General features: G+C 66.4%; 23 protein-coding genes. 9 read left to right on the forward strand and 14 right to left on the reverse strand.

The features are described 5' to 3' along the window. Positions 1-63 precede the first annotated feature (63 nt). Positions 64-522, forward strand: coding sequence for an NUDIX domain-containing protein (locus RhoFasB10_RS07765; protein WP_167675882.1), 459 nt, complete (start codon positions 64-66; stop codon positions 520-522). Here RhoFasB10_RS07765 and RhoFasB10_RS07770 read toward each other — a convergent pair. Genes RhoFasB10_RS07770 through rfbD form a run of 3 tightly spaced genes read right to left on the reverse strand, consistent with a single transcriptional unit; the run spans position 519 to position 3,380 of the window. Then, positions 519-1,604, reverse strand: coding sequence for an NDP-sugar synthase (locus tag RhoFasB10_RS07770; RefSeq protein WP_167675884.1), 1,086 nt, complete (start codon positions 1,602-1,604; stop codon positions 519-521). The genes RhoFasB10_RS07765 and RhoFasB10_RS07770 overlap by 4 nt on opposite strands. Further along, a complete protein-coding gene (locus tag RhoFasB10_RS07775) occupies positions 1,594-2,490 on the reverse strand; it encodes a glycosyltransferase family 2 protein (protein ID WP_068421539.1) in 897 nt (298 codons plus the stop codon). Before RhoFasB10_RS07775 ends, RhoFasB10_RS07770 begins: the two co-directional genes overlap by 11 nt. A 26-nt stretch (positions 2,491-2,516) precedes the next feature. Beyond that, entirely contained in the window at positions 2,517-3,380 is an 864-nt protein-coding gene (rfbD, locus tag RhoFasB10_RS07780) for a dTDP-4-dehydrorhamnose reductase (RefSeq protein WP_068421542.1), read from the reverse strand. 385 nt (positions 3,381-3,765) lie between these two features. Here rfbD and RhoFasB10_RS07785 point away from each other — a divergent pair, with 385 nt between their 5' ends. Continuing rightward, the gene (locus RhoFasB10_RS07785; protein ID WP_068421545.1) at positions 3,766-5,187 is read left to right on the forward strand and encodes an LCP family protein; all 1,422 of its coding nucleotides are present in this window, start codon (positions 3,766-3,768) and stop codon (positions 5,185-5,187) included. A 33-nt stretch (positions 5,188-5,220) separates the two neighbouring features. Continuing rightward, positions 5,221-5,928 (forward strand): TIGR03089 family protein, encoded by a 708-nt coding sequence (locus tag RhoFasB10_RS07790; protein WP_068421655.1) that lies wholly within the window; start codon positions 5,221-5,223, stop codon positions 5,926-5,928. On the opposite strand, the gene RhoFasB10_RS07795 is transcribed toward RhoFasB10_RS07790, so the two are convergent. From RhoFasB10_RS07795 to RhoFasB10_RS07805, 3 genes are read right to left on the reverse strand one after another with little or no spacing between them, the layout of a single operon-like run. Beyond that, positions 5,925-6,305, reverse strand: a complete 381-nt coding sequence (locus tag RhoFasB10_RS07795; protein WP_068421548.1) for a hypothetical protein — start codon at positions 6,303-6,305, stop codon at positions 5,925-5,927. The genes RhoFasB10_RS07790 and RhoFasB10_RS07795 overlap by 4 nt on opposite strands. A 45-nt stretch (positions 6,306-6,350) precedes the next feature. Further along, the gene (purE, locus tag RhoFasB10_RS07800) at positions 6,351-6,863 is read right to left on the reverse strand and encodes a 5-(carboxyamino)imidazole ribonucleotide mutase (RefSeq protein ID WP_068421551.1); all 513 of its coding nucleotides are present in this window, start codon (positions 6,861-6,863) and stop codon (positions 6,351-6,353) included. Next, positions 6,856-8,061, reverse strand: coding sequence for a 5-(carboxyamino)imidazole ribonucleotide synthase (locus RhoFasB10_RS07805; RefSeq protein ID WP_206030653.1), 1,206 nt, complete (start codon positions 8,059-8,061; stop codon positions 6,856-6,858). The genes purE and RhoFasB10_RS07805 overlap by 8 nt, the downstream gene beginning before the upstream one ends. Before the next feature lie 177 nt (positions 8,062-8,238). Between RhoFasB10_RS07805 and RhoFasB10_RS07810 the strand changes: the two genes are divergently transcribed. Next, positions 8,239-8,802, forward strand: a complete 564-nt coding sequence (locus RhoFasB10_RS07810; RefSeq protein ID WP_068421556.1) for a GtrA family protein — start codon at positions 8,239-8,241, stop codon at positions 8,800-8,802. Between the two features lie 7 nt (positions 8,803-8,809). On the opposite strand, the gene RhoFasB10_RS07815 is transcribed toward RhoFasB10_RS07810, so the two are convergent. The 4 genes from RhoFasB10_RS07815 to RhoFasB10_RS07830 form a co-directional block, all read right to left on the reverse strand. Then, positions 8,810-10,138, reverse strand: a complete 1,329-nt coding sequence (locus RhoFasB10_RS07815; protein WP_068421559.1) for an ATP-binding protein — start codon at positions 10,136-10,138, stop codon at positions 8,810-8,812. Between the two features lie 9 nt (positions 10,139-10,147). Further along, positions 10,148-10,828 carry a response regulator transcription factor gene (locus RhoFasB10_RS07820; RefSeq protein ID WP_068421561.1) on the reverse strand — a complete coding sequence of 227 codons (681 nt, stop codon included), beginning with the start codon at positions 10,826-10,828 and terminating at the stop codon, positions 10,148-10,150. Between the two features lie 62 nt (positions 10,829-10,890). Continuing rightward, on the reverse strand, positions 10,891-11,481 hold the full coding sequence (locus RhoFasB10_RS07825) for a PH domain-containing protein (RefSeq protein ID WP_068421564.1): 591 nt from the start codon (positions 11,479-11,481) through the stop codon (positions 10,891-10,893). 5 nt (positions 11,482-11,486) lie between these two features. Continuing rightward, the gene (locus RhoFasB10_RS07830; protein WP_068421567.1) at positions 11,487-12,638 is read right to left on the reverse strand and encodes an AI-2E family transporter; all 1,152 of its coding nucleotides are present in this window, start codon (positions 12,636-12,638) and stop codon (positions 11,487-11,489) included. A gap of 171 nt (positions 12,639-12,809) precedes the next feature. On the opposite strand from RhoFasB10_RS07830, the gene RhoFasB10_RS07835 reads away from it, so the two are divergent. Beyond that, positions 12,810-13,241: a hypothetical protein gene (locus RhoFasB10_RS07835; RefSeq protein ID WP_068421572.1), complete on the forward strand. Its 432-nt coding sequence runs from the start codon at positions 12,810-12,812 to the stop codon at positions 13,239-13,241. 14 nt (positions 13,242-13,255) lie between these two features. Here RhoFasB10_RS07835 and RhoFasB10_RS07840 read toward each other — a convergent pair whose 3' ends face one another. Continuing rightward, the gene (locus RhoFasB10_RS07840) at positions 13,256-14,086 is read right to left on the reverse strand and encodes a biotin--[acetyl-CoA-carboxylase] ligase (protein WP_068421575.1); all 831 of its coding nucleotides are present in this window, start codon (positions 14,084-14,086) and stop codon (positions 13,256-13,258) included. Positions 14,087-14,211: 125 nt separating this feature from the next. Here RhoFasB10_RS07840 and RhoFasB10_RS07845 point away from each other — a divergent pair, with 125 nt between their 5' ends. Genes RhoFasB10_RS07845 through RhoFasB10_RS07855 form a run of 3 tightly spaced genes read left to right on the forward strand, consistent with a single transcriptional unit; the run spans position 14,212 to position 16,729 of the window. After that, on the forward strand, positions 14,212-15,852 hold the full coding sequence (locus tag RhoFasB10_RS07845) for an acyl-CoA carboxylase subunit beta (protein ID WP_167675863.1): 1,641 nt from the start codon (positions 14,212-14,214) through the stop codon (positions 15,850-15,852). After that, entirely contained in the window at positions 15,849-16,100 is a 252-nt protein-coding gene (locus RhoFasB10_RS07850; protein ID WP_068429532.1) for an acyl-CoA carboxylase epsilon subunit, read from the forward strand. The genes RhoFasB10_RS07845 and RhoFasB10_RS07850 overlap by 4 nt, the downstream gene beginning before the upstream one ends. Positions 16,101-16,105: 5 nt before the next feature. Beyond that, complete coding sequence (locus RhoFasB10_RS07855) at positions 16,106-16,729, forward strand: nucleoside triphosphate pyrophosphatase (RefSeq protein WP_068429534.1); 624 nt, start codon at positions 16,106-16,108, stop codon at positions 16,727-16,729. On the opposite strand, the gene RhoFasB10_RS07860 is transcribed toward RhoFasB10_RS07855, so the two are convergent. Then, positions 16,715-17,161 carry a flavodoxin domain-containing protein gene (locus RhoFasB10_RS07860; RefSeq protein WP_068429536.1) on the reverse strand — a complete coding sequence of 149 codons (447 nt, stop codon included), beginning with the start codon at positions 17,159-17,161 and terminating at the stop codon, positions 16,715-16,717. The genes RhoFasB10_RS07855 and RhoFasB10_RS07860 overlap by 15 nt on opposite strands. 63 nt (positions 17,162-17,224) lie before the next feature. Next, positions 17,225-18,550, reverse strand: coding sequence for a hypothetical protein (locus RhoFasB10_RS07865; RefSeq protein ID WP_068429537.1), 1,326 nt, complete (start codon positions 18,548-18,550; stop codon positions 17,225-17,227). Positions 18,551-18,717: 167 nt separating this feature from the next. On the opposite strand from RhoFasB10_RS07865, the gene RhoFasB10_RS07870 reads away from it, so the two are divergent. Continuing rightward, a complete protein-coding gene (locus RhoFasB10_RS07870) occupies positions 18,718-20,037 on the forward strand; it encodes a glycosyltransferase (protein WP_167675865.1) in 1,320 nt (439 codons plus the stop codon). Here RhoFasB10_RS07870 and RhoFasB10_RS07875 read toward each other — a convergent pair. Further along, entirely contained in the window at positions 20,018-21,367 is a 1,350-nt protein-coding gene (locus RhoFasB10_RS07875) for a hypothetical protein (RefSeq protein WP_157105387.1), read from the reverse strand. The two genes, RhoFasB10_RS07870 and RhoFasB10_RS07875, sit on opposite strands and share 20 nt — an antisense overlap. Positions 21,368-21,404 lie beyond the last annotated feature (37 nt).

The following is a 21,404-nucleotide window of genomic DNA, read 5'->3' on the forward strand; positions in this document are numbered from 1 at the left end:
GCAGTCGACGTACTGAACGCATGGAACACCGAGGCGTGGCACGAGGATTCGCTCCGTCACACGATGCTCGCGTTCCTTGCCAGCAATCCGAACGGGTGCATGCGCGCCAACGAGGCGGGACACATCACCGCCTCGTCGTTGGTGCTGGACGCGTCGGGAAAGAACGTTCTGCTGACGCTGCATCCGCGGGTCGGACGGTGGATCCAGCTCGGCGGTCACTGCGAGGAGTCGGACAGGTCCGTCGTCGACGCGGCGCTACGGGAGGCACGCGAGGAGTCCGGTATCCACGATCTGGACATCGACGCGCACTTGCTCTCCGCGCACACACATCCCATCACGTGCTCGCTCGGGAAGCCGACGCGTCACCTCGACCTGCGATTCCTGGTGCGCGCGCCGGAAGGTGCTCGGGCGGTGCGCAGCGAGGAGTCGACCGATCTGCGGTGGTGGCCGGTCGACGCTCTCCCCGAGTCCGCCGAGGCGGACACGATCGCCCATCTCGTCGGACTCGCGGAGAAACGTTAGACGTCGGTGGAGAACCTGACTCCACCGTCGGGGAGCTTCACGCCCGGCCACACCCTGGCGCCGCGCAGTAGCTCGCAGCGTGCGCCGATGTCGGCACCGTCGCCGATGACACCGTCTCGCACGAGCGCGCGAGGTCCGATGCGGGCACCGAAACCGATGATGGATCGCTCCACGACCGCACCGGCTTCGACCACTGCGCCGTCGAAGATGACCGCGCCGTCCAGGCGGGCACCTGCTCCGACCTCCGCGCCGCGGCCGACGACCGTGCCACCGATCAGCAACGCACCGGGTGCGACGCCTGCGCTCGGGTGCACGAGCGATTCCCCGCGCGTACCGGTGAGCGCGGGCGACGGCGCGATGCCGCGCACGAGATCCGAGGAGCCTTTGACGAAGTCCTCGGGCGTTCCCATGTCACGCCAGTACGCGGTGTCGACGTGCCCGTAGACGCGCTTGTCCTCGGCGAGCAGTGCTGGGAAGACCTCACGCTCGACCGACACGGGACGGTCGTGCGGAATCTTCTCGATGATCTCGCGACGGAAGACGTAGCAGCCGGCGTTGATCTGATCGGTCGGCGGATCCTGAGTTTTCTCGAGGAACGCCGTGACGCGGCCGTCCTCGTCCGTCGGGACGCAACCGAACGCACGAGGATCACCGACGCGAACGAGATGGAGCGTCACATCGGCTTCGGTGCGCTGGTGAGTGTCCAACACTGCGGTGAGGTCGGTGCCGCCCAGGACGTCGCCGTTGAACACCATGACGTTGTCCGCACGGAGGCGAGGCAGCACGTTCCTGATGCCACCGCCGGTTCCCATCGGTTCCGTTTCGGTGACGTACTCGATCTCCATGCCGAGCGACGAGCCGTCCCCGAAATGCTCTTCGAAGACTTCGGCTTTGAACGACGTGCCGAGCACGACGTGGTCGATACCCGCATCTTTGATGCGAGCCAACAGATGGTGCAGGAACGGCAGACCTGCCGTGGGAAGCATGGGCTTCGGAGCCGACAGGGTCAGCGGCCGAAGCCGAGTCCCCTTGCCGCCTACCAGGATAACGGCGTCAGTGTTACTTCCCGCCTCAGCTGACATCATCGGCCTCTCTCTTGTCGTCGATCTGTCGCTGTCGAAGTGCCGCAGCCACAACCACCTTCGAGCGCACGGCCAATCCGGCGCGTAGCGCCCATCGTAGGGGAGCTTGCCACAGATGCGGGTGACGATCTGCCTGAAATCGATAAGCGCTCGCGTGGTGCGCCGGGAGCATCAACTCCGGATGTCTGCCTGCTGCATGGCCTTTGGAATGGGTGACTTCCACGCTCGGCACATATACATTCAGCCATCCGGCCGTTCCGAGCCGGTCGCCCAGGTCGACGTCCTCCATATACATGAAATAACGGGAATCGAACCCGTTCACGGAGTCGAATGCGGCGCGTCTGAGCAGAAGGCACGAGCCGGACAGCCAGCCCACTGTTCGCTCGGTCACAGCTTCGTTGTCCTGTCGGTACTGCTGCGTCCACGGATTCCCGGCCCAGATCTTTCCGAGCAACGCATGCCCCGCACCCGACGTCAGGTTCGGCACCGCGCGTGCGGACGGGTAGCGGCTGCCGTCGGGTTCGCGAATCAGCGGGCCGAGCGCACCGGCCCGCGGCCAGCGCTCCGCGGCCTCGAGCAGACCGTCGAGCGCACCGGGGTGCCACTTGACGTCCGGGTTGACGACGGCGATGAACTCGACACTGTCGTCGATCTCCGCGACGGCACGATTGACCGCTCCGCCGTAGCCCAGATTCGCGCCGGTCCGGAACAGCCTGGCGTGCGGGTACTTGACCGCAGCGGCTTCGGGACTGCCGTCGGTCGAGCCGTTGTCGGCCATGATGACCAGCGGTTTCTCGTCCGTTGCCGTGTCCAGGGACTCGAGGAACTGGTCCAGGTATTTACCGGGCGAATAGGTCACCGTCACGACGGCCAGCTTGGAACTCACGCGGCAAGACTAGCGGTAGCTCCGTGTCAGGCCCGGGCGCCGACCGCGCGGAGAGCGTCGTCCAGAGCGTCACGCCAGTCGCGGAGCGGTGTCAGCCCTGCCCGCTCCCATTCCGCCCCGGACAGCACGGAGTAGCTGGGCCGCGGAGCCGGACGGACGAACTCGGCGCTCGAACACGGCCTCACACGGTCGGGGTCGGCTCCGACGCCTGCGAAGACCGCGCGTGCCAGGTCGTACCACGTCGCCGTGCCCGAGTTGGTGAGATGGAGGATCGGCCCGGCCGGGCGCGGCGCCGTCGCCAGTTCGAGCAGTCCGCCGGCCAGGTCACGTGCGTAGGTGGGTGATCCGGTCTGATCGTCTACGACGGTCACCGTCTCGCGCTCGCGTTCCAGACGTCGCATCGTCGACACGAAGTCCGCGCCGTCGCCGGTGTACACCCAGGCGGTACGAACGACGGACGCCGACGGCAACGCGCGCAGGACGGCATGCTCCCCCGCGAGCTTCGTTCGGCCGTAGGCGCTGCGGGGTCCGGTGGCGGCGTCGGTCTCGTACGGGGCGTCGGCGCTCCCGTCGAACACGTAATCGGTGGACACGTGAATCAGCGTCGCCGATGCCCGCGCGCAGGCCTCCGCGAGATTTCTCGGCCCGTGCGCGTTGACGGCGAGTGCGCGCTCGAAGTCCGTCTCGGCGGCGTCGACGGCGGTGTACGCCGCGCAGTTGACGACCACCAACCCGGGTTCGACGGCGTCGGCTACTGACGTCGCGTCGGTGATGTCCAGGTCGCCGCTGGTCACCCCGATCACGCGATCGACATCACTGCGATCGCCTGCGAGGGCCACCACCTGACGTCCCAACTGTCCCCCGGCACCGGTCACAAGGATGTTCACCACAGTTGCAAAGTGTGGCACGCCGTCGCTGCCTGAGCGAAGCAGTGAGATTTCACAAGTAGCCTGGTTCCTCGGGACGACGGAGGAAACGCCGAACGAAAGAGGTCACCAGGTGTCACGAGAGTCAGATGCGTCGGGGAGAGATCCACGCTCCCGTGTGCGACGCAGCGAGCCTCGTGGACGCGGTGAATCTCGAGGACGCGGTGAATCTCGAGTGCGCGGTGAATCCCGCAGGCGCAGCGATGCAGGCGAGCCCGGTGCGCCCGGTGCGCCCGGACGCCCCGACTCACGCGCCGAACGGGTACGCAGGCCTCGGCGCGACGCCGCCCCACTCTCGGGGACCACAGGGGCGAGCAGGCTCAAACCGCCACAGGTTCTCGTCGCCGCCGTGTCGGTCGTGGTCCTCGTGGTCACCGGATTCGCGTGGCGCAGCGTCGACAGCCTTCGATCGAACATCGCGTCCGCGGGCGCTCTCGGCCTCGGCGGCGGCGCGGACGGCGCCGTCGACATTCTGATGGTCGGCACCGACAGCCGCACCGACGCGCACGGCAACGCGTTGTCGCAGAGCGAGCTCGACTCCTTGCGTGCAGGCGAGGAGGTGGCGTCGAACACCGACACGATCGTGCTGATCCGCGTCCCCAACGACGGCTCGTCGGCCACGGCGATCTCGATACCGCGTGACTCCTACGTCGAGGTGCCCGGTATCGGCAAGTCGAAGATCAACGCCGCGTACGGTGCGACGAAGGAGAACAAGCGCCTGGAACTGGTGAATCAGGGCGTGTCCGACTCCGACGCGGAGACCCAGTCCACCGAAGCCGGCCGCGAGGCACTGATCGAGTCGGTGGCCGACCTGACCGGCATCACCGTCGACCATTACGCGGAGGTCGGTCTGCTCGGGTTCGTTCTTCTCACCGATGCCGTGGGCGGCGTCGACGTCTGTTTGAACGCGCCCGTCGACGAACCGATGTCCGGTGCGAATTTCCCTGCGGGAGAACAGACCCTGTCCGGCTCCGATGCACTGAGCTTCGTCCGCCAGCGGCACGGTCTGCCCCGCGGCGACCTCGATCGCATCGTGCGGCAACAGGTGTTCATGGCCTCGCTGGTGCGCAGCGTGCTGAGCGCGAAGACGCTCAGCAACCCGTCCAAGTTGGGTCAGCTGAGCGCCGCGGTGCAGCGGTCGGTCGTCCTCGACTCCGATTGGGACATACTGCAATTCGCGACGCGGCTGCAGGACCTCGCCGGTGGCAAGGTCAAGTTCGAGACCATCCCCGCCGTCGACATCAACGGCTCGACCGAGTACGGCGAGTCCATCGTCGAGGTCGATCCCGCCGCCGTGAAGAAGTACGTCGAAGGACTGCTCGACGGCACCGCGGACGAGCCGGAGTCGACGACGGAACCCGAAGCGCCCCAGATCGATCCGTCGTCGGTGACCGTCGACGTCGCCAACGACAGCGGCATAGACGGACTCGCCAACGGCGTCGCGAGTTCGCTCGGATCGCTGGGCTACGGCAACGGAACCGTCGGCAACTACGAGGGAACGTCCGTGTCCACCAGCACGGTTCAGGCCGCCGACCCCGACAGCGACGCCGCGAAGGCGGTGTCGGCCGCGCTCGGCGGGATCGACATCACCTCCGACGACACGCTGACCGACGACACCGTCCGAGTCGTCCTCGCGTCGGACTACTCGGGCCCCGGCGCGGGCGGATCCACGACGACGACCACGACGACCGACCAGCTCGCCGCGTCGGGCGGTGAATCGCCTGCTCCCCCGATCGATGCGGGCTCGACCGGCCCCGCCTGCGTGAACTGAGCCGATCGCAACGTCTCCGATAGGGTGGCACTCGTGGCTGCGACTCTGACCGAGAAACTGCTCGACCCGATTCTCCGCACGGATCCCGCGGGTCCGCGCGTGACGTTCTACGACGACGCGACCGGTGAGCGCATCGAGGTCTCCGCGGTCACGCTGGCGAACTGGGCGGCCAAGACCGCCAATCTGCTTCGTGACGAGATCGGGCTGCAGCCGGGTGCGAAGGTCAGCGTGTTGTTGCCTGCTCATTGGCAGACTGCGGCCGTGCTGCTCGGTGCATGGTGGGCAGGCGCCGAGGTGGTACTCACTGCCGATCCCGACGCGGAAGTTGCTCTCGTACACGGCAACCGGGTCGACGACGCCGGCGACATCCCGGAGATCCTCGCGCTGTCCCTCGATGCTTTCGGCAAGCCGGTCGCCGATCTGCCCGTCGGCGTCACCGACTATGCGACGTCGGTACGCGTCCACGGCGATCAGTTCCGTCCGTCGGGTGACGGCCCGGCCCTGGACGGCCGGCCGGTCGACGAGGTCCTCGCCGCGGCTCGTGCTCGGGCAGAGGCACATTCGCTCGCGGTAGGCGACCGCGTGCTGTCGTCGCTGTCGTGGGGCACGCCCGACGAGCTGATCGACGGTCTGCTGTCGGTGCTGGTCGTCGGGGCGTCGCTGGTGCAGGTCTCGAACCCGGACGAGACGAAGCTCGAACGGCGCACTGCCACCGAGAAAGTCACGAAGACTCTGGGCTAGAACTTCGGGGGCCTGCCTTTGTACCCACCGTCACCCAGCCCGGCTTCGATTTCGTACTTGTTCGACGCGCCGGAATGCCTGACCTCTTCGACGAGGTATCGGACTGCGAACAGCACCCCGTAGTGCGCCCACTGGTCGGCATGGACACTTTCGTGACGCAACACCACGCGCGAGGTGTTGGTGCGCGTCAGATAGACCCCGCCGATCGTTGTTCCGCCGCGGCCGAATCCACCGCGCATGCCCGACGCGACGAACAGGCGGTGGTCGTTGTCGAACGCGATCTTCGCGCGCCACAGGCGGGCGTAACCGAGCGCGACGTAGGTCGCGACGAGCGATCCGATGCTGCCGCGTGATGCGCTCCGCACCCGTGCGTTCATAGTTGGCCTCCGTTGCGACTGTTCACGCACAGGCGCGCAGCGCAGCTATCCCAGCAGCTTCGCGCGCAGCGCTTCGTCCTTCTCCAGGACCATCTGTTCGAGACCGGCCTGGAACTGCTCGATGCGGGCGCGCAGCGCCGGATCGCTCGCGCCGAGGATGCGCGCGGCAAGCAGTCCGGCGTTGCGCGCACCGCCGATCGACACCGTCGCCACCGGGATGCCCGCGGGCATCTGGACGATCGACAGCAGAGAATCCATCCCGTCCAGGTATTTCAACGGAACGGGAACACCGATGACCGGCAACGGCGTCGCCGACGCGACCATGCCGGGAAGATGCGCAGCACCGCCTGCGCCCGCGATGATGACCTGCAGGCCACGCGAGGCAGCGCTCGTCGCGTAGTCGTGCATGCGCTGGGGCGTGCGGTGCGCCGACACGACGCCGACCTCGAATCGAATACCGAACTCGGCCAACGCTTCTGCGGCGGCCTCCATGACCGGCCAGTCGGAGTCGCTGCCCATGATCAGGCCGACCTGCGGGCCCTGTCCTGCGTCAGTCATTGCTGTGGGGATCCCATCCGTCGGTCCATACGGCGTGCGACATCCAGTGCGCCGCACGCTCTGCTTTCTCGCGCACTGCGGCAACGTACTCGGCGTCGCTCAGGCTGCCCTTCGCCGCTCCGAGCACGTTGACGTGTCCGATCTTGCGGTCCTTGCGTTCGCCCTTGCCGTACAGGTGCACCTTGGCGTCGGGCATGCGTGCGAACAGGTGGTGCAGGCGTTCGTCCATCGACATCTCGGGCGCCTCGGGAGCGCCGAGAATGTTGGCCATGACGGTGACCGGGGCCAACGGCGTCGTGTCGCCGAGCGGGTAGTCGAGCACGGCTCGCAGGTGCTGCTCGAACTGCGATGTGCGGCAACCGTCCATGCTCCAGTGCCCGGAGTTGTGGGGGCGCATCGCGAGTTCGTTGACGAGGATCTTGCCGTCCTTCGTCTCGAACAGCTCGACCGCCATGGCGCCGACGACGCCGAGTTCCGCGGCCAACCCGAGCGCGAGCCGTTCGGCGTCGAGTGCGACGTCCTCGTCGAGCGCGGGCGCGGGCGCGATGACGACGGCGCACTGCCCGTCCCGCTGCACCGTCTCGACGACGGGCCAGGCGGCACCTTGACCGAACGGCGACCGTCCGACCATCGCCGACAGCTCACGGGCGAGATCGACCTTCTCCTCGACCATCAGCGGAACGCCGAGGTCGAGCTGCCGCTGCACGATCTGTTCGGCTTCGTCCGAGTCCGCCGGCATCCAGACGCCGCGGCCGTCGTATCCGCCGCGGATCGACTTGATGACGACGGGCCAGCCGTGTTCGTCACCGAACTTAGTCACGTCACCGGCCCACGTGATCTCCGCGAACGCGGGCATCGGGGCGGTCAGCTCACCGAGCTTGCGACGCATCTTCAGCTTGTCCTGCGCATAGATCAACGCCGTCGGCGGCGGCTGCACGTTGACGCCCTCGGCGACGAGCGCGTCGAGGTGCTCGGTCGGAACGTGCTCGTGGTCGAACGTCAACGCGTTGGATCCGGTCGCGGCCGACCGCAACGCGTTCAAGTCGTCGTGATGGCCGAGAACGACGTCGGCGCTGACCTGGGCCGCCGGCTCGTCGGCACCGGCCGACAGAACGCGCAGCGTCTGGCCCAGTTCGATCGCAGCCTGATGCGTCATGCGCGCGAGCTGTCCCCCGCCGATCATCGTGACGACGGGCATACCGGTCGTCGACGAGCGTGGAGGAGTGGGGCGCGGAGATTGACCAGTCACGGCTTCCTATCGTGTCATGCGAGCGGTGTCCGGCAGGCACCAGTCCCCCGCGACTCTCTGAGAGATCGCTGATGATCTGCGCGCCGGTTCGCTCGAATCGCACTACGTTTCGTAGACTCCTTCGTTGTGCCTCTGATCGACAATGTGATTCATCGCCTGCCCGGACCGGTTCGGGACCTCGCGATTCGTCACAGCGAACTCATCAAGTTCGCCATCGTCGGCGGTACCACCATGGTCTTCGACCTGGCGATCTTCTACTCGCTCAGTCTGACGATCCTCGAGCCCAAACCCGTGGTCGCCAAGGTCATCTCCGGCGTCATGGCGACCATTCTCAGCTACATCCTCAACCGCGAGTGGGCGTTCAAGAATCGCGGCGGCCGCGAACGCCATCACGAGGCACTTTTGTTCTTCGCGATCAGCGGTATCGGTGTGATCCTCGCCGCTGCGCCGCTCTTCATCGCCAACAATCTCTTCGACATTCGCGAAGGTCACACCAGCCTGACGATGCTGGTCATTCTCGACTTCGTGCTGAACTACATCATCGGCAACCTGTTGCAGATGGCGTTCCGCTTCTGGGCACTGCGGAAGTTCGCGTTTCCGGACGAGAACGCTCGCGGCGCGGCCGCCGGGTCCACCGACTACGACCCGACGCCCGAGGAAGCAGCCGAGGAACAACTCGGCCACAGCTGAACCACCGCTACCGCGGCTCCCTCACCTGAGTCGGTCCGCTGCGGATCACCGACTCGCGAAACGCCGGGAGAAACACCGAGAACAGCGCCGGCTTGCGTCGCTGCAGTTCGAGTCGCCCTCCGTCTGCTTCGACGAGCGCACGCGCCAACGCCAATCCGACGCCGGTCGAACCGGCACCCGAGAAGCCACGGTCGAAGATGTGCGGCGCGAGTTCGTCGCTGACGCCTGCCCCTTCGTCGGACACCTCGACGCACACCAGCGGCTCGCGCCTGCGTTCGGCAGTCTCGAGTGCCGGGACGAGCCGTACCGCCACCGTGCAGGTGCCGCCGCCGTGGGACAGCGCGTTGTCGACGAGCACCGACACCGCTTCGCGGAGACGAGATCCGGTCACCGACGCCGTCAGATCTGCGTCTCCCTTGAGTACCAGAGTGCGACCCACGTCGTCGAAGTTCGGTTGCCACTCCCCGACCACGCCGGAAAGTTCCGCGATGACGGGGACCTCCTGTGCGCCGGGCGCACCGTCGCTGCGGGACGAACGGACCAGTTCGTCGATCGCCAACGTGAGCCGGTCGACCTGAGCCATCGCTTCCTCGGCCTCGCCGACGACGTCGGGGTCGTGGTGCGTCGACAGCTCGTCGAGGCGCAGCCGCACCGCCGTCAGACGACTGCGCAGCTGATGGGACACGTCGGCCACGAGCGCATGCTCGCGCTGAAGCCTGCCCGCGATCTCGACTGTCGCCGCGTCGAGCACGTCGGACACGCGATCGAGTTCGGCGATGCCGTGCCGCGTCGAATCGGGACGGAAGTCGCCCTCGGCGAGGCGAGCCGCGCGGCCCGCGACGTCACGTAGCGGGTCGGACAAGCGTTTCGCTGTCAACACGGCGATGGCAGTGCCGGTCAGGATCGAGGCCAACACGAGAAGACCGACCGCGCCGACGGCTTGCTTCTGCAGCGTGCGCATGTCGTCCGACGGCACTTCGAGACGCAATGACCCGGACGTTCCCATCGACAGCGACTCGACGAGCGGACGTGGAACGAACGACTCACCGATGTCGACGCGCGACGCCGCGTCCTGAGGCGTCGGATACACGACGACGAGCCGGCCACCCTGCGGGATGGCCAGACGCAGCGAGCCGATGTCGAGCTCACCCTGGACCATGCCGGTGTCTGCTTCCTGAGACAGGATTTCCGACGCCATCCTGTCCAGTCGGCGCTGCAGGTCGTCGCGAGTGAAATCCTCGACCCACAGCCACGCGGTGTACATCAGGGGCAGACCGAGCAGAAGGGCCGTGATGATGACGACGGCCAGGATCGACTGCAGTATGCGGCGACGCATGTGCTTCTTCTAGTCGTTGTTGATGCGGAACCCGACGCCACGGACCGTGGCGATTCGACGCTCGGCGACGGGACCTTCGTCGCCGATCTTCCGGCGTAGCCACGACATGTGCATGTCGAGAGTCTTCGAGCCGCGCAGTTCGGCGTCGCCCCACACCTCGCGCAGGATGGTCTCGCGGGAGACGACCTGACCCGCATGGTCGAGCAGAACCTTCAGCAGTTCGTATTCCTTGTTGGCGAGCGAGATTTCGGTGCCGCCCACGAGAACGCGTCGGGCAGCCGGCTCGAGCCTGATCGATCCGACCTCGACAGGCGAGTCCTCGCCGGGGCCGCGTCGGCGCAGCAGTGCCCGGACTCGGGCCATCAATTCCGCGAGCCGGAAAGGCTTTCCGACGTAATCGTCGGCGCCCGCGTCGAGCCCCACGACGAAGTCGACCTCGTCCGTACGCGCGGTGAGCATGAGCACCGCGAGTTCGGATTTGTTCGCGCGCACCTGACGGCACACTTCCAGACCGTCCATGCCGGGCAGACCGAGGTCGAGGATCAACAGGTCGTAGTTGCCGTCGAGTGCTCGTTGCAACGCGGCAGGACCGGTCTGCTCGACCGTCACCGTGTAGCCCTCACGGGTGAGGGCGCGCGAGAGCGGGGCCGCGATAGCTTCGTCGTCTTCTGCCAAGAGCACATCGGTCACGAATGCAAGCCTACGGTTCGATTCTGTGAGAACGGTGTATTCCGGCGAACGGGACGAGGGGGCTATCGGCGTCGCCCCGCACGCCACCCGCGCTTGACAGCCCCGTCGACATCGTCGCCGTCGTTCGGCTCGTCGGCGTACACGGCATCGCGCCGGACCTCCAGTGAGTCGAACACCTGCTGGTAGAGCAGGGAGTGCACACGCTGCACCTGTGGGATGTCGTCGAACTCCAGTGGGTCGTCGGACGCGGAGGCAATGATGAGGGTGCCTGTTCCGAGCATGCGGTCGACCAGCCCGTGACGGAACTGCACGTTGCTGATGCGACCCATCGGAATGTCGATGCCCGAGTGGGTGATGACGCCCTGCCGCACCAGAACTCGGCGATCGGTGACGATGAAGTGCGTGCACTGCCAGCTGATCAGCGGAGCGACGGATCTCCAGCCGACGACGATCACCCAGATCACCGCGGTGACGATCGATGCGACGGTCGCAGCGGTTCCGTCGAGACGTGCCGAGATGACGCCGATCGCGAACCCTGCAACAGCGGTGACGGCGATGAACGTGAGAGCGGGCAGAACCAGCATCTTCCAGTGAGGGTGGTGATGCAGCAGCAATTCTTCCTCGTCGGCCAGCGCATCCTGCGGGTAGCCCATCGCTCTCACTCCTCGGGTGATTTCTCGTCCTTGTGAGGCGATCCTTCCACGAGTTCGGGCCCGTCGGTCTCCGGCGCAGGCGGCGACGCGGTCGACTTCTCGGGTTCGGGCGGCGGCCCGCTCGAGACGAGGACGTCGACCCACCTGGTGGCCGGGTCGATGTCGACCAACAACGCTTTGGCCATCAGCGTCAGCGGGATCGCGAGGATCGCGCCCAGGGGTCCGAGCACCCACGACCAGAAGACCAACGACAAGAACGTCAACGTCACCGACAGCCCGACGGCGTCGCCGACGAATTTCGGTTGGATGATCGACTGGATCACGACGTTGACGACGCTGTAGACCACGATGACGGCGATCATCAGCTTCGGCCCGCCCTGCAGGAGTCCGATCAGCGCGGGCGGGATGAGTCCGATGACGAAACCGATGTTCGGGATGTAGTTCGTGATGAACGCGAGCAGGCCCCAGAGAACCGGGAGCGGTATGCCCATCGCCCACAGCGCGCCCGTGTCGATGACGGCGACGATGAGTCCGAAGACCGTCGACACGACGAGATACGTACGGGTTCCGGACGAGAACCTGCGGAACGCGTCGGCGATGTCCGGACGCGTGCGCAGCAGTATCGCTGTCCGCGGAGTGTACGAACTGGCGTCGACCGCCATGAACAGCAGAAGGACGAGCACGAACAACAGGTTCGAGAAGATCGACAACGCCCCGGTCAGAATGCCGTCGACCAACCCGAAAATGGTCGACGCGTCCAGCTTCGACAGCAGGTCGTGAATCTGATCCTGACCGATGCCGTTGTCCGACAACAACTTCTGCACGTCCGCGACCAGACCGTCGAAGTCGTCGGCGTAGGTCGGGAGCAACGTGGCGAGCCGCGCGGTCGAGAACACCAACGACAGGACGAGGATGCCGAGGATCGCGTACACGACGAGAATCGCCAGCACGGTCGCGATCCAGTTCGGCACCCCTGTGCGACGCAGCCACTCGGGAAGCGGATGGACGACGACGGTGAGCATCAGGGCGAGGAAGGTCGGCCCGACGACCCCCGCGAACGCGCGAGTTCCCGCGACGGCGACGACGAGCGCCGCGATACCGAGCAACACGATGACTCCGCGCGGCATCGACCACGTCGGCGATTGCGGCTGTGCCATGACTCCCCCCGGGGCACTCGAGAAACGCAGCACCGACAGACGCTGCTCCAGGCGGCCGGTCCGCACTCAGTGTCGCCGCACCCTCTCGCCGCACACATCATCCGGTACGGATGATGTGTGCTCTAGCCCGCTGCTCGAGAATGGGAGACAACTTCGAAAGGGGCGAAGCACATGAGCGAACAAATCAAGACCGAAGGAGCCAGGCCCAGGGGCAACCACCAGGCTGCCGCAACAGGGGGATCGATCGCGGCGGCCATCATTCTGCTGACGGTCGGAGTTCTGTCCATCTTCCAGGGCATAGCCGCCATCGCGAAGGACGACCTGCTGGTCGTCGGATACAACTACACCTACGAGTTCGACATCTCGACGTGGGGCTGGATCCACCTGGTCGTGGGCGTCCTGCTTCTGCTGGCCGGTATCGGATTGATGTCCGGTGCGACGTGGGCACGGTTCGCCGCGATCGTGATCGCATCGCTGTCGATCATCGCCAACTTCCTGTGGCTGCCGTACTACCCGCTGTGGTCCATCCTCATCATCGCCATCGACCTGGTCGTGATCTGGGCGGTCGCCACCTGGGAGCCGGCGCGAGCCCAGACACTCTAGGAGTCGATCTTTCGTCAGTCGGACTCGATGGCACGGAGATGCGTCACGTCGCCCGCGGCGACGGGTACCGGTTTGCCGGTCTCGTCGTCGCGGACGACTATGCGCCCTTGCTGATCGACGTCGACCGCCTCGCCGAGTATCTGCTTGTCACCCGGAAGTTCCACGCGGACGCGACGGCCCACGGTGTCGCACCGTTCGCGATAGCGGCTCGCGAGGTGGTCGGTGTTCCAGCCCGAGTTCTTCCACGAATCGACCTCGGCGCCGATACCCCGCAGAATCGCACGCAGGAGGGTGTCGCGGTCCGTCACGGCAGCGTTCTCCAAGGCGAGGGACGTGGCGGTCGGGACCGGCAGCTCTTCCTGCGTCATCGAAACGTTCAGACCGATACCGACCACGATGGCAGGTGTCTGCCCGTGGACGGCCACCTCCGCCAGAATGCCCGCGACCTTACGGCCACCTACGAGAACGTCGTTGGGCCATTTCAACGCCGCGTCGACGGCCGCGACAGTACGCAACGCGTCGACGACGGCAACTCCGGTCAGAAGCGGCAGCCACCCGAGAATCGACGGGTCGATGCCTGGGAATTTCACGAGAACCGACATCAACAATTGTGAACGCGGTGGACCCGAGAACGACCTGGAGTGCCTGCCGCGACCGGTCGCCTGATGCTCGGCGACGAGTGCCGTCCGGTCCGCGAGGCCGGCCGCATTCGCGATCAGATCGGCGTTCGTCGACCCCGTCTCATCCACCACATCGAGCCTCGACCAGGAAGCTTGCGGTCCGTCGACGAGAGCGCGCCGAAGTGCCGAGACGTCGAGTGGGGGTCGATCGAGATTGGTCCACATGATTCAAGAGCATATTGCCCCGTCGAACCCGTCGATTTTCGTACTCGCCGGTAGCCTGCCGGAAGTGCAACGAACGCGCCCCTCGGTCGGGATGCACATCACAGCCGTGGTTAAAGTGTTTGCCCATGACCAGTGTCCAGGATTCGACTGCGCAGGGTTCGGCCGCCACGCCCGACATTCACACGACGGCGGGCAAGCTCGCCGACCTGCGTAGCCGCCGCGAAGCAGCGATGGCACCGTCCGGCGAAGCCGCGATCGAGAAGGTGCACGCCAAAGGCAAGCTGACCGCCCGCGAGCGCATCCTCGCGCTGCTCGACGAGGGCTCGTTCGTCGAAATGGATGCGTTGGCCCGCCACCGCTCCCAGAACTTCGGCCTCGCCGACAACCGCCCCTTCGGCGACGGCGTCGTCACCGGCTACGGCACCATCGACGGCCGCGACGTCTGCGTCTTCTCCCAGGACGTCACCGTCTTCGGCGGCTCCCTCGGTGAAATCTACGGCGAGAAGATCGTCAAGGTCATGGACCTGGCCATCAAGACCGGCCGCCCGCTCATCGGCATCAACGAAGGCGCAGGCGCCCGCATCCAGGAAGGCGTCGTCTCCCTCGGGTTGTACGGCGAAATCTTCCACCGCAACGTCCAAGCCTCCGGCGTCATCCCCCAGATCTCACTGGTCATGGGCGCCGCCGCCGGCGGACACGTCTACTCCCCCGCCCTGACCGACTTCGTCGTCATGGTCGATCAGACCTCGCAGATGTTCGTCACCGGACCCGACGTCATCAAAACCGTCACCGGCGAAAACGTCACCATGGAGGAACTCGGCGGCGCCCACACCCACATGGAGAAGTCCGGTGTCGCGCACTACGTCGCCTCCGGTGAACAGGACGCACTGGACTACGTCCGCGACATCCTGTCCTACCTGCCGAGCAACAACCGCGCCGAGGCGCCCCGCTTGGCCCCCTCGGACCCGATCTCCGGTGCCATCGAGGACAACCTCACCGCCGAAGACCTCGAACTCGACACCCTGATCCCGGATTCGCCGAACACCCCGTACGACATGCACGAGGTCATCCGCCGCATCCTCGACGACGACGAATTCCTCGAAGTCCAAGAAGGCCGCGCCCGCAACATCATCGTCGGCTTCGGACGCGTCGACGGCCGCTCGGTGGGTATCGTCGCCAACCAGCCCACCCAGTTCGCCGGCACACTCGACATCGACGCCTCCGAGAAAGCCGCACGCTTCGTCCGCACCTGCGATGCGTTCAACGTCCCGATCATCACCCTGGTCGACGTCCCCGGGTTCCTCCCCGGTACCGGGCAGGAGTTCAACGGCATCATCCGCCGCGGCGCGAAACTGCTCTACGCCTACGGTGAAGCGACGGTCGGGAAGATCACCGTCATCACCCGCAAAGCCTACGGCGGCGCTTACGACGTCATGGGCTCCAAGCACATGGGCGCCGACGTCAACCTCGCCTGGCCCACCGCACAGATCGCCGTCATGGGCGCCTCCGGCGCCGTCGGCTTCGTCTACCGCAAACAGCTCCTCGAAGCGGCGAAGAACGGCGAAGACGTCGACGCGCTGCGCTTGAAGCTGCAGCAGGAATACGAAGACACCCTCGTCAACCCGTACGTCGCAGCCGAACGCGGCTACCTCGACGCCGTCATCCCACCGAGCCACACCCGCGGACAGATCGTCTCCGCACTCCGCCTGCTCGAACGCAAACAGGTCACCCTGCCCCCCAAGAAGCACGGAAACATCCCGCTATGAGCGAGAACACCACAGAGGCCATCGATGCACAGGCCGTACAGGAGGTGCAGGCGGCTGTCCGCGTCGTGAAGGGCAATCCTTCCGATCAGGAGATCGCAGCGCTCGTGACGGTTCTGGCTGCGGCCGCCGGGTCGTCGGCACCACCGGCGGACACTCGTCCGCGCGAACTGTGGGGCACGCCCGCGTCGATGCATCGGACGTTCGGACCGTTCTCTCCGTACTCGTACGCGGCGTCGCAGCGGTACTGACCGCAGTGACGCGTTTCGTACTGGCATCGGCGTCGCCCGCACGCCTGGAGGTACTCCGGCATGCGGGCGTCGAGCCGGTCGTTCGTGTGTCGGGCGTCGACGAAGATGCGCTGACGGCCGAGCTCGGTGACGATCCTGCACCCGACGACGTCGTGGTGACGTTGGCGCGCGCGAAAGCCGAGGCCGTCCTCGAGGAATTCGACGACGCCGTCGTCGTGGGGTGCGACTCGATGCTGTCCATCGGCGGGGTTCTGTACGGCAAGCCGCACACCGTCGACGTCGCTCGTGAGCGCTGGGCGCTCATGGCAGGCAAGTCCGGTGATCTGCTCACCGGCCACGCGGTCGTGCGCGTCTCCGGTGGTCGTGTGGTCGCGGTCGCTGCCGAATGCAGCTCCACGACAATCCATTTCGCCGAACCGTCGGCCGGGGATCTGGAGGCCTATCTGGCGACCGGAGAACCGTTGTCGGTCGCGGGGGCTTTCACGCTGGACGGGCTCGGCGGTTGGTTCGTCGACCGGATCGAGGGAGATCCGTCCAGCGTCATCGGTATCGGTCTGCCGCTCGTCCGTCGGCTGCTCACCGAAGTAGGAACGTCGCTGGCCGACATCTGGTCGTCAGCCGACCAGTAGCCCACTGAGCTCGCGTGCCCATTCCTCGGCCTGCGCCTTGGGCTTGACGTTGGAGCTGCTGTCGTGACGCGCGTGCTCGTGCACCTGCTCGGCTCCGAGTTCGACCAGCTTCTCCGCGATGATCTCGCCGCCGCGGTTGAAGGTGTCCTCGTACACGCGGTCTCCGAGACCGAACAGGGCGAAGCGAAGACCCTTCAGGTCCGGCGCGTCCTCGTCGAGCGCCTCGTAGAACGGCACGGCTCCGGTCGGCAGTTCACCGTCGCCGTAGGTCGAGCAGATGATGACGTGGAAGTCGTTCACGTCGATGTCCGAGACCTCGTACTCGAGCATGTCCCGAACCTCCGCGTCGTGGTCCGACAGGACCTCCGCGATCTTGTCCGCGACTTCCTCTGCTGTTCCGGTCTCAGAACCGAACAACACGACTACTGCCATGTTCCAACCCCTTCTCGAGCGCACTAGCTTCATCCACAGCGGAATCGGTGGACAAGCATAGCCTCACCAGAACTCGGGAGTCAGCTCCCATCGATGGCATTCTGCGTCGACCAACGCGCGCAGATGTGAGCGCGTTGGAAAGCGGTCGGGATCGAGACCGGTGACGCACAACGTGGCGCGCTCGCCCGAGGTGTTCCACCAGACGCTGACGCCGCCCTTGGTTCGACGCAGCAACTCTGCGGTGGTGTTCTGGGTGATGGATCGCATCGCGACCGACCGTGCGTCGACGTCGCCGATTCTGCGCAGCATCTCCCCTCGCGACCCGAGATTGGAGCACAGGCACAGCGGCGCGGTCCCCGACGCTGCCGCCTTCTCGACGATCGCGTCGGGCAGCATCTGCATCAGCGGCTTGGTGAGCTCGAACGTCGATCGGGTCGCGTCGGACAACGTGGTGAACGCCGCCTTGCTGTCCCGGCGAATGGGCCCGAGATCGGTACGCCATCCTGCGCCGCCGTCGACGCGGATGGACACACCGGACGTTGCGTTGGCGCGTAGGTCTCCCGGCACCCGTGTACTGACCGGGAGGGCCACCTTGACCGTCTCGGACTCGTCGACGCGGCCGCTGGACGTCAGAATCCCGAGTGCGACTGCTACGAGCAAACTGTTGGCGCTACCGCCGACCGCTCGGGCCGCTTCGTTCCATCGAGCGGTATCGCAGTCCACGACGACGGTGCTCGGAACGAACGGCCCCGTGATGGATGTCGCAACCGCAGACACGGACGTCCGGGCGACCGCGGTGTTGCGCTTCCTCTTCGCGAAGTCTCGCGCAGTCCGTCCGACAGCTCGGACTGCACCCGTCGCCACCGCAGCGATCTGACCGACCGCGTCACGGACGTCGTGTGTACCCGCGTGGTCCCAGGCCGTCCGGAAGTCGTCGGGCTCGTCCGGGCCCGCAAGCGCCGCGATGGCCGACGACGTCAGCGCACCCCCGTCACCCACGACGTGCGATGCCACGAGCGACACGACGCTCCCGCCGTCGTCGAGCCTCGCGGTGGCGAGCTGCCACACCGGGCCGTTCACCGGATCGAGCCGGACCGCCGCGCGCTGCTGCATCCACTCGGTGACGTCGGCTCCGGCGACGACCGCGGAATCGACGAGCAGCGGTAGCGACGGAGCGTCCGCACGCACCCACTTGTCACGCGCACCGGGAACCGAGACGCGGTGGACGGTCCGGTTGATCGGGCCCGAATCGAGGCGCAACCACATCTCGTTCAGCGCTGCGTCGGCGACAGGTCGATCGAACCGCCACACGATCTGATTGACGACAGGTACGTCGAGAACGCATTCCATACGGAGGAACAGATCGTCGTCGTAGGTGAGTCGATTCACGCGAGAAAGACTAGCGTCGATACCACGACACCGCTCGGCCTGTGCGTGCGTTCACCCAAAGATACGCTGGCCGTTGGCCTTACACCCAGCTCGCGCACATACTGATAGGTTGCGAGGCGCGTCGGCACACTGCCGCACCACCGCGCGCCGGCCGAAGGGATACGTCGATGAGGTTCGTCCTGCCGTTCACCGGAAGTCGCGGTGACGTGCAACCGGGTCTCGCGCTCGGCATCGAACTGGCGGACCGCGGTCACGACGTCGTCTTCGGCGCGCCGCCCAACCTCCTGGCCTTCGCGACCGCGGCGTCGTCACGCGTGTCAGCCGGACCGGGCCGAATCACGGTGCGCGCGTTCGGCCCCGACACCAAGGCGGTACTCGAATCCGAACTGGTGCGGGTGCGCTTGAAGTCGCGCAATCCCCGTGTGCGGTTCGCCGCACTGGCCGAACTGGCCAACCTAGGCTGGGACGAGATGGTGTCGGAGCTCGCGGAGATGTCCGGCGGCGCCGACGCCCTCGTCACCGGGACCCTCGGCCAAGAGATGACGTTCAATATGGTTGAGGCGCTGGGTGTTCCGTTCCTGGCGCTGCACTACTGCCCCGTCAGACGCAACGGCTCGATGTCGGTTGCACCCGGCAGGCACCTGCCCTCCGTCGTCAACAAGGCGACGTGGTCGCTGCTCGAGACGATGCGGTGGCGGTCGATGCGTCGGCGCGAGAACGCGCAGCGCACGGCGCTCGGCCTCCCCGACGCGACGCAGGCATTGCCGGAGCGCATCGCGGCGTACGGCGGCATCGAAATACAGGCGTACGACGGAGCGCTGTTCCCCGGCCTCGCCGAGGAATGGGCTTCGACGCGGCCGTTCGTCGGTTTCCTCGAATTGTCCTCGGCTCGAGCGTCTCTCGGTGCCGACGTCGGCGACGGATCACCGCTGCGCCGCTGGATCGACGCAGGCCCTCCCCCGCTGTACGTCGGGTTCGGGAGCATGCCCGTGCCCGATCCCGCGTCGTTGGTCGATCTCGTCGCCGACGCGTGTGACCGCACCGGACAGCGCGCGCTGATCAGCTCGGGGTGGAGCGCCCTCGACGAGAGCATCGACGACGGATCGCCGGTCGCCATCGTCGGGCCCGTCGACCATGCATCCGTGTTTCCGTTGTGCCGTGCGGCGATTCATCATGGCGGGGCCGGCACGACCGCGGCGAGCATCCGCGCGGGCCTGCCGACGATGGTGTGCTGGTTCAGCGCGGATCAGCCTTTCTGGGGTGCAGCTCTCGTCCGGCTGGGCGCAGGAGTGTCCTCCAAGTTCTCGCGCCTCGACTGCCGCGAACTCACCGAGGCGATCCACTCGTTACTCACCGACGACACGGTCTCGGCAGCCGGCGCCCTTGCGGCCGAAGCGATTCCGGCCCAGCAGGCACTGAGCACGGCTGCCGACCTCGTCGAGTCCGCCGCCGACGGGAGCAGCTCGATCACCAGAACCGGCAGGTGATCTTCCACCGCCGGAGAACGTCGGCGACGATCTCGCGCATCTGCTCGTCGCTCGTCATCCGATCGGGATCCATCCCGTGCACCGTGATCGTCACGGAATCCGCCGTTTCGGTGGCCCACGCCGTCGAGCCGCCACCGAGCGTCCTGGCGAAGGCGGCGTCGGCACCGTGGAACGTCGCGCGCGCCGCGACGCTGCGCGCACGGATTCCTCCCAGTGTCGTCACGTCGTCCGGCAGCCGACCGAGACTGGAGCACAATCCTTCCGAACCGTCGGACGGCTGCGGCAGGCGCGACACGACGACATCGGGAAGCATCTGAACGAGCGGAAGCGGTATCGCCGCGGCAGTGGAACCACCTTCTCCCGCGGCCTGACGCGCTGCGAAGTCGACGAACGCCGTCTTGCTCGCTTTCCTGATCCGTGTCAGATCACGGTCCTCGGTGCTCGCGACGGGCACCGACACCGGCACGATCTTGGTCGAGTTGGCCGACACGTCGTCGATGTCGCGGGTGCTGTACGGGAGAGACCATCGCAGCTCGTCGCCCGGCTGCGCTCGTCCTGCGACTTCCGACACGGCGGTCAGGACGCCGATCAGGAGCGAGTTGGAGGTCCCACCCCACTCGGCCGCGGCCGCATTCCACTCGGCAGCAGGACATTCGACGACGACGTACGGCGGGCTCCACGCTTCGGTGTTGGCTTCGACATCGCTGCGACGCGGCTTCTCGCGCGCAGGCGCGGGCGGCGTCGCGTCCCCACCCCGTACGGTCGACACGAGCTTCGACGCCGCCCACGACGCGATCGGCTTCATCTGCGCCACGGAGTCGGAGACGTCGTCGATGATCCCTCGGACGACGGATGGCTCGACGCCCAGGTCGGCGGCGCACACGCTCGCAGTATCGCGGTTCGCCTGCCGGACGGCGGCGATCGTCGCAGCGCCGTCCGCAACCATGTGCGAGCACACGAGCGAGAGGACCGTTCCGCCGCCGACGACGGGTGCCGTGGACAACTGCCACCCCAGTCCACGTTCGGGATCGATGTCCTCGCTGATCCGTTGCTCCGCCCAGCACCGGATGACACTCGGGTCGATCGGAACGGAGGCACGGTCGATCGGCAGCGCGTCCGCCGACGCCGTCCACCGATGTCGCGCAGTGGGTAGAACCGGTGCGCTCACCGTGCGCGACAGCAGTCCCGCGGACAGATTCCGGTGGAACGAATCCAACGCGGCGCTCGGTAGTCGATCTTGAAACCACCACACCAACTGATTGAAGACTGGATTACCGATTCCGTGATGCATTCTGAGGAATAGGTGATCGGCGAATCCGATTCGAGTCATCGGCAAAATGTACTACAGCGTCTCGCCGAAATGCCTC

The sequence above is a fragment of the Rhodococcus sp. B10 genome (assembly GCF_011770055.1).
Taxonomy (GTDB): domain Bacteria; phylum Actinomycetota; class Actinomycetes; order Mycobacteriales; family Mycobacteriaceae; genus Rhodococcoides; species Rhodococcoides kyotonensis_B.